Consider the following 8,626-nt stretch of genomic DNA (forward strand, 5'->3'; position numbering starts at 1 on the left):
TGGCTCTAAAAGACAGTATTGATTAATTCACTAACTTATTGAGCAACTTATAAGCCCAAGTAAATGCTATATTTAAGGTCTGAAGCTTCATTTTTAATTTAGTTATAGGAAAGTTACCAGCAAGTTTAACGTAGCACGTTAGGTTTGGTAAATTCATAATTTCAGATGGCATAACTAAAAGCTTTTTACGCTCGATAGTGTGAATATTTACTCCATCTCTCATAGTATTTGAGCCATAGGATAAATTTTCTTGGGTTTCAATTATCTCTTCTTCTCCAAGTGTTAAAGCGGATTTATAAGCAGTCTGTTGATCGCTAACTCTAAAAATAAATTTACTATTAAATAGATCAAGCATAGAAGCGCTACCTGCAGAGCCATATATTTCTTCTAATTGCGGTTGTAAAGTAGCTCTTTGAGCTGGAGATGCAGTAATAAATAGCCAGCCTGTTTCATTAGAGAACCATTCTTTTATACTAAACTTACCACCAGGTTTTAAGTATTGCAGTGAAGTAATATTCTTTCCAAGAGTGGACTGAATCCCAGAAGAAGTTTCAGGGGGCACTTTCGCTTACAATACCTGCTACAGCTGTGTTTCTAAATGCTTTTGCAAATTGTCTATATCAGAGTAAATAATTGTATCTATGAGTTGTTTAATATCCTTTTGATATAGCTTCAATGCCTCAGCTAAGACTAAAATGAATACAATGGCGAGATACAAAGGAATAAAACTTAGCTGCGATTATTTAAGCACAATAAAGGAAGTTATAGGTGATAATTATAGAATACAGACAGTACTAACGATATAACTGTAAAATTTATATATCTTAAATAAATATTCCTTCAGAGGAATTTATAGACTCAACTATAATAATTTTTTTGCTCCTTAAACCTATCAAACCTTCTATTAATTCTAAAATCCATAATCTAAAACTGAAATTTATAAAGTTTATGTTATCTTCATTAGCACTCTTGTTTAGGCTTATATTTTGAATACTTAAGTAGGTTAGTATTCTTTGAATGGCCAAAAGTATAAGAACATTGCTAGTTATTTGTTATTATATGTTCTGTGCTCTGAATAATAACTAATTCTATATTTTGCTATCAATTAATATAGCAATGAACAAAAAGAGAATAAAAGCCACAGTATCTACTTTTGCTCAAACATAAATGAAAAATAATTCAACATTTAGTTAAAAACATTGCCTAATATTAATAGTTGATAAAAATATTTGTGATTAACATTATTTGAAAATTATGGCTGCTAACTATAAAATATCAAATTTATTACGAAAGAGCGAGTTTTTATATTACATTTATTGTCCAGCTTTACTGTACAATATATTGAACTTTCTCATTATCTTATTTACTCAGGATTGTATTACTTTAAGCCATAAACCAATAATTTATTATTTATTATCAGATATTATATTTTTATTAATAACAATAATATTATTAGCTAGAACAATGCAACAATATTTAAGCTCTGATATTAAAGTAATGACTGAAAAGTTACAAAAAAAAACTGTAGTAACTTTGAGTATAATTATTACAATACCAATGATTATCCTTGCAGGATTCTTTATATTATTGTTTAGCTTAGCTATTCAAAATTACATTGATCAGTATGTTAACAAAATTTCTGATTATGCATCAGCAATTAATAATGAATTTTTTAGTAAAAGCATAGATTACATAAATAAAAATTTTGATGTTAACCTAGAATATATTAAGCTAAAGGATCAAATATTTTTTCTACAAGTGAAATTTTTTATTACTTTTACCTATATTTCTTTGTTAACATTGCTGATAGTTATCCATATAAGCTCTACTTTAACAAAAAAAATATTCAAACCAATAATAGAATTAATAGCTAATTCTATTAAATTAAAAAATTTAAGTATTAAGTTAAAGCATACAAAAATTGCTAATGAATTAGATATTTTAACTGCTGTATTTAATCAAATAATACAGCAACATCAGAGCAAAAATTTTACTATAGTACAGGAAACATCAGTTTGGTTTGATATTATAAAAAGGGTGGCTCATGAAATTAATAATCCGCTTACTCTTATACAACTATCTGCTAATATAATAGCAGATAAATTTGGTAGAGAAGTAAATAATCATGTCATATTTACCAAATATCTAAATTCTATTTTAAGACACACTGAGTATGCCAAAAATATTATTAAAGGATTTTCTGATTTTGCTGAAATGCCAGTTCCTAAATTTACTAAATGCGATTTAGTTATAGTAATCAAAGAGTCAATTGAATTAAGGCAAATAATAAATAAAAAGATAAAATATGAATTTATTAGTACTCTTAGCACACTAAATTTTGTAGCAGATATTACTCAGATCAATCAAATTATTTTCAACTTATTAAATAATGCTGAAGAATCTTTGAAAGCTAAAAATAATTTTACTAAAATAATTAAAATATTGTTACAGCATCCTTCTCCTGATGTTGTAATTATTGAAGTGCAAGATACCGGGGGGGGATTTTCGCTAGACTTGATTAACAATATTACTAAACAATATGCTACAATGCATTTACGAAGTGGAGGTTTGGGACTTTCCATTGTTAAGAAAATAGTTGAAGATCATTTTGGTACATTAAAAATTAAAAACCTACCGCATGGAGGAGCATCAGTTCAAGTAAAATTTGATTGTTTAAAGTTGCAAACTTGTCTTAATCAAGATCGAGAATAGAATGCTACCAATTTTATAGTTAAATTAATTATTTTCTATTGATTTATATGGAATAGAGTACTAATTTAAAACTATATTAAAGTGTTATTACTTATATTAGTAAAATTGTCAAGGAGATATATAATATGGGACATGTTTTAATAATAGATGATGAACACGATGTGAGGGTATTGCTATCAGATATTGTTAAAAGCAATGGATTTACACCAAGAACTGCTGGAAATAGCTCAGAAGCACTAAGTATTTTAGATATGAAAGTACCTAAGGCAGTAATTTTAGATGTATGGTTGTGTGGTAGTGATTTAGATGGGTTAGGGATTTTAGAAATTATAAGAAAAAAACACCCTTTAGTTCCAGTTATAGTTATCAGCGGTTATTCTACAATTGAAACAGCAGTTACTGCTATCAAAATGGGCGCATACGATTATGTAGAAAAGCCGTTTACAGCTAATAGAATAGTTACAATATTGCAACGAGCATGTGAAGCAGCAAAGCTAAAAAAAGAAAATATTGATCTTTGTGCTAAGGTAATTGATAGATCGGAAATAATAGGTCAATCACCAGCAATTAATAAGCTTAAGGCAGAGATAGAAAAGATTTCTCCAACTTCAGGTAGAGTAATGATTACCGGTGATATAGGATGTGGAAAAGGACTAGTAGCACAGCTTATTCATAAACGTTCAAAATATGCATTAGGTCCATTTATCACCTTCTGCCCAACAGCTATGACTGAGCAACAAATTAAATACGAGTTATTTGGGGAAGGAGATGTTAGTAGCTTAGGATTTACTCAAAAGACTTGTGCACTTGAAGCTGCAAATAATGGTACACTTTATATTGATGAAATTGCCGATCTACCTTTAACAATTCAATTAAAATTACTTAAATTTTTACAAGATAATAATTTTGAAAAAAGTAGCTCTAATACATCAGTCAAACTTAATGTTAGATTAATTAGTGCAACTGCAAAAAATATTCAAGAAGAAGTAAGATTAGGAAGATTTAGGCAGGACTTATATTATAGACTAAGCGTAATTCCAATTTATACTCCACCTCTTTCTAAACGTAAGGAAGATATTCCATTACTTATACGATATTTTATTAATCAACTAGTTAAATCATCTGGATTAAAATATAGAAAGTTTTCAAATGAAGCAATAGCAGCTTTACAAGCTTATGATTGGCCAAAAAATATAAGACAATTACGAAATGCAATAGAATGGACTTTAATCATGAATCCGCTAACATCAAATAATAATTTCGAAATTGAATCTAATATGCTACCACCGGATATTATAAATAGTAAAGCAGCTAGTATTGTAAAATCTGAAGCTAAAGCTACTATGATGTCAATGCCTTTAAGAAAGGCTAGAGAAATATTTGAACGTGAATATCTTACTGCCCAAATGATTAGATTTAATAATAACATTTCAAAAACTTCTACTTTTGTTGGTATGGAAAGATCAGCATTGCATAGAAAACTTAAATTGCTAAAAGTTAATTGTGGCGACAAAGATACACATAATAAGAAGAAAAGTTATCATAGTGATAGCAATTTACTTATTATGCAGAAGCAAAATAAAGAGTGTCTTGCTTAAAGGAGTAAAAAGAAATATAAATTTATCAAATTTTGATCTATATTAACGATGAACATCTTATTATAATAAATAATTAACACCTAAAAGAATGGTAGTTTTAAAGCAGCTTAGTAACATAATAGTAATTATGTTATTTTTAGTAACACATCAAGTTAGCGGGGTTTCTGTATTCAATAATAAATTGCTTACTACAGAACAAAATGAAAAAATTAGAAAATATATCATTACTCAAAATGCTAAAAAGGCTCCAATAGAATTAAAGAAAATTTTTGGTACAAACTTACGTGGCCTAAGGCTAATGTCATTAGACTTAAGTAATACTGACTTTTCAAACGTCGATATTAGTAATGCCCAATTAATAAGAGTCAATTTATCACACTCTAATTTTACAAATACAATAGCTAATTATGCAGTAATACAGGAATGCAAGATCGAAGAGGCAATGATAGCTCATTTTCAAGCTATTCATGCTGATTTTGGAGCATCTAAATTTATAAAATCTGAGATTAGTCATTCTGATTTTTCTAAATCCAATTTAGAAGAGAGCCGATTTGATTCATGTAATATACAGAATACTAAATTTTCAAACATTATAGCTAAATCTATTAGCTTTTTTAACAGTACTATTGTTAACTCAAATTTTCAAAGCGCCAGTGTTACATTTGGTAAATTTCATCGTAGTAAGCTAATGAACAATAACTTTTTAGGAACTGATTTTACACATTCTCATTTCTTTTTTACTAAAGTTATTGCTAGCTATCTTGAATCAAGTGATTTTAATTATAGCACTATTGATAATTCTACTTTTTTCTCTTCAATTTTATCACATGCTGTTATTGATAACGCTAAAATTAGCAATTCCAGATTTAGTAAATCTTCTTTAACTAATGTACCAGTTTTATTATCTGTAATAACAGATACAACGTTTGATCACTCTAATTTAGAACAAGCATACTTTTCAACAACCAAATTAGATAAAGTTTCTTTTATTAAAAATCAATTAAATCAAGTAACATTTAGTAAGAGTGAAATAAATAATACAATGATTCAGGAATGCCAAGCTAATTTTGCTATTATAACTCAAGGATCAATTTCTAACACTACTGTAAATCAATCACAGCTGAATAATGTAGCTATTAAGCATAGTAAATCTAATCAGCTAGCTATTAAAGATTCATATATGCATGATAGTGAATTTATTAATGTGATTTTTAAGGAGTCAAATTTTAATAATATTATTTTAATACGAGCAAGATTTAGAGATAATAAGTTTTATCACAGCTCTTTAAATTTACTGAATTTGCAACAAGCTGCTTTTATCAACAATTTTTTTGACTCAACCTTATTAGCAAATTTAGTTATAATTGGTGGATTAATGAACAATTTTATCCATAAAGATTGTAATTTTAAAAAGCTCCAATTAGCGAATTGTATTATTCTTAATTCCCAAAAAATAGAAAACGCCATAACTGCTAATATTGCCTATAGCTTAGATCAGGCACTTAGTTATCAAGATTTATCTTCAATGAATTTTAGTGAGTTAAAAATATCAGGATATAATCTATCTAATATAAATTTGCAAAACAGTATATTTAGAAGAGCAGAGATATCTAATACAAGTATTACTGATTCAAATTTTAGTAATTGCAATTTTCATGAGGCTAAAATTAACCAATCAGACTTTAAAAATTCAAATTTTATGAATGCTAAATTTACATTAACTAGCATATCTAATTCTAATTTTGACAACGCAAACTTGAATAATATTGACCTTAATCTAAGTAATATAAAAGACAGTTCATTTAATAATACTAATTCAAATGAATCAAAAAGTTAAGAACAAGTAATAATATATCAAATTTAGCAGTTTACTGCATTTTAGGTATTACTATTAATACTGTAAACCCTAATATAAAAAATAACAGTATTAAAATTAGCATTGGCATAATATTAGCTTTATTATATGCTAATGCAGCAATAGCACCTATTTGGGATGATATTAATACTGATCCAATAGAATGTGATAAGCTAAATAACCTTAACCTGTTATTGTTAGAAAATAAATTGCAAACCTTTACTTGCAGAGGAACTGAATAAAAAGGTATCAATAGAATTGAGATAATATATAGTGTTGGTAAGAATTTCTGATAGTTGAATATCATTACCATATTAATAACACTGCAAACTATACTTAGCATTAAAGCAAAAAAGATAGTTTGATACTGTAGGCAATATTTATCTGCTAAATATCCAGACCATACAGCCATTAAAGAATATAATAACAATGCTAATAAAATAATGAACCTTATATAATCATATTCAATAATGTATAGCATTTTCGTAATATATACAGGAAAGAAATATAGTTGAAAACTATAAATAGCTCCAATACATCCATGTATAAGTATACATGGTATTAGTAAATACCAATATTGGATTATAAGTTTACAAGATTGAATTAGTTTTCCTATTGTTGTAACTTTCAAAGTAGTTTTAATATCATTGCTAACCTTTAAATATTTACTTTGAAAAAACATAAATAATCCCAATATTCCTCCGGTAATGAAACATAAGCGCCAGCTATATTGAAGAACTAATAAAAGTATAGCTAATAGAGATCCTATTTGCCAACAGCATGTTATTATACCATTTGCTAAGTTCTTATTATATTTACTGACTGTTTCAAAAATATATATACGTACTCCATCAGTTTCTCCAATTAAACCCATCACAAAAACACTACGGCAAATAATAAACAGAATACTAGATAGTATACCTATCTTTTCGTATGCTGGTATTAAACCGATAAAAATTACAGCTAGTGTGGAAAATAATGAAGCTGATCTGATTGCTAATCTTCGACTATAATAATCCCCTATAATACCATATATTAATGCCCCAATGGGTTTAGCAATAGATGTTGCACCCAGCAAAGCAAATATACTAACAATAGAATTAGTCGAAGGTGGCATATACTCAGCAGCTAAAAAAGTAATTGCATATCCAAATAATGCATAATTACATACTTGAACAATACTAGATAAATATGCAACTATTAGATCTTTATTATTCATGATCACAAAAACTATATTTGCAGCTTAAATTTTTCTTGTTTTGCTAAATCTATTTTTCCAAATATTAATTTCAGCTTCTCATAACTATAAAGCCAAAACTATAAAAAATCTTAACTATTACTTTTACTAATGTATATAAATACCATAATCCCTTCTATAATTATATCTAGAATGCCTATTTAATTTTTGTTCCTCTTCATGGCTTAATAGCAAAATTTGCTATATTATACTATATTCATTATCATAAAAATATTGGCTTTGATTACTATCATAAATCCTTTTATATAGCTCACTTTGGACAAATGTTTAATTTTTTGCTGTCTTGAGGGGAAGTACTGTATTTCATTACTATCTTATACTCCTCTTTTATCCTTATTACAACTATTCGCTTACTTGAGGTAAACTATCTACATCAGTTTATAATTGCAAATAGCTCATATAAAAAATATCTAAAGTTTTTGTACGGAAAAGTAGATTTTATGAAGGCTATAAAGTAACTTTTGGCTTCTTGCTTCTTTTGGCAGTCTATCGTTTTGTAGTAAAAAAGCTGAGTAAAATCATACTTAGTTATATGGAATTTGATAGTTATATTATTATATTAATAGAGTAATATATCTATTTCACTATTGTTACAATGTTATGTCAAACTTATACCATATACTTCATAAACTCCCAGCTATAGAACATGAAGATATGATGGTTGAGTATGAAAACTTAGCTCAAGCGTTGGTACAATCTGGTAAGTTACGAGTTGATGCTGAACCAAAAAGCAATTTTATTCGCTTATCTGAGCCTAGCTTAAATATTAACATCGCTATTTCAAATGAAGAACTTAATGAGCCTAATCTTCAAGAGTCTACTAAAACAATGTTAATGAATATCTATAAAAAAAAAATAGCAGATGAAGAAAAGGCATTGCATAAGGTTAATCAAATAGTAGAAACTTTACAAAAAAAAATGGCTATGCAGCTTATAATAGAAGCTGAACTGCTACTTAAATTAGCAAGGTTATTTGTACAGTCAGCACACCCAATAGTAATCCATTGGTTATTACTAGAAAGAGTAGAAGTATTTATATCATATTCAAACCAGATAGGAGATGTTATGGATATTGCAACATGGAAATATGCTGGCCAAAATAGCGGTATGCAAAGTACTAATGTAAATAATATGGCAATATATGTTTCCTGTGGTGGAGATCCATTCTCTTTTCCTAAACGCTATCAAAAACAATCCATTTTA

The 8,626-nt window shown here is 27.7% G+C and carries 5 protein-coding genes and 1 pseudogene; 4 read left to right on the forward strand and 2 right to left on the reverse strand.

The genetic code is table 11. The features are described from left to right. Positions 1 to 22: 22 nt before the first annotated feature. Positions 23 to 694, reverse strand: a pseudogene (locus tag OCHUTO_RS04360) (type IV secretion system DNA-binding domain-containing protein); the annotation flags it as partial. 770 nt (positions 695 to 1,464) lie between these two features. On the opposite strand from OCHUTO_RS04360, the gene OCHUTO_RS04370 reads away from it, so the two are divergent. From OCHUTO_RS04370 to OCHUTO_RS04380, 3 genes are all read left to right on the forward strand, one after another. Further along, positions 1,465 to 2,712 (forward strand): sensor histidine kinase, encoded by a 1,248-nt coding sequence (locus OCHUTO_RS04370; protein WP_232297003.1) that lies wholly within the window; start codon positions 1,465 to 1,467, stop codon positions 2,710 to 2,712. A gap of 125 nt (positions 2,713 to 2,837) precedes the next feature. Beyond that, positions 2,838 to 4,310 carry a sigma-54-dependent transcriptional regulator gene (locus OCHUTO_RS04375; RefSeq protein ID WP_045797580.1) on the forward strand — a complete coding sequence of 491 codons (1,473 nt, stop codon included), beginning with the start codon at positions 2,838 to 2,840 and terminating at the stop codon, positions 4,308 to 4,310. Positions 4,311 to 4,398: 88 nt separating this feature from the next. Beyond that, positions 4,399 to 6,147 carry a pentapeptide repeat-containing protein gene (locus OCHUTO_RS04380; RefSeq protein WP_045797581.1) on the forward strand — a complete coding sequence of 583 codons (1,749 nt, stop codon included), beginning with the start codon at positions 4,399 to 4,401 and terminating at the stop codon, positions 6,145 to 6,147. Between the two features lie 31 nt (positions 6,148 to 6,178). Here OCHUTO_RS04380 and OCHUTO_RS04385 read toward each other — a convergent pair whose 3' ends face one another. Next, complete coding sequence (locus OCHUTO_RS04385) at positions 6,179 to 7,384, reverse strand: MFS transporter (RefSeq protein WP_045797582.1); 1,206 nt, start codon at positions 7,382 to 7,384, stop codon at positions 6,179 to 6,181. Between the two features lie 639 nt (positions 7,385 to 8,023). Here OCHUTO_RS04385 and OCHUTO_RS04390 point away from each other — a divergent pair. Beyond that, positions 8,024 to 8,626: DUF2748 family protein (locus OCHUTO_RS04390; RefSeq protein WP_045797583.1), on the forward strand; the 603-nt coding region annotated here is incomplete at its 3' end.

Origin of the sequence: Orientia chuto str. Dubai, from assembly GCF_000964595.1 — a bacterium.
GTDB lineage: Bacteria > Pseudomonadota > Alphaproteobacteria > Rickettsiales > Rickettsiaceae > Orientia > Orientia mediorientalis.

Excerpts from the sequence above, each read along its gene's own strand:
- OCHUTO_RS04385 (WP_045797582.1), bottom strand. The coding sequence starts at position 7,384 with ATGAATAATAAAGATCTAATAGTTGCATATTTATCTAGTATTGTTCAA.
- OCHUTO_RS04375 (WP_045797580.1), top strand. The coding sequence starts at position 2,838 with ATGGGACATGTTTTAATAATAGATGATGAACACGATGTGAGGGTATTG.
- OCHUTO_RS04370 (WP_232297003.1), top strand. The coding sequence starts at position 1,465 with ATGCAACAATATTTAAGCTCTGATATTAAAGTAATGACTGAAAAGTTA.
- OCHUTO_RS04380 (WP_045797581.1), top strand. The coding sequence starts at position 4,399 with ATGGTAGTTTTAAAGCAGCTTAGTAACATAATAGTAATTATGTTATTT.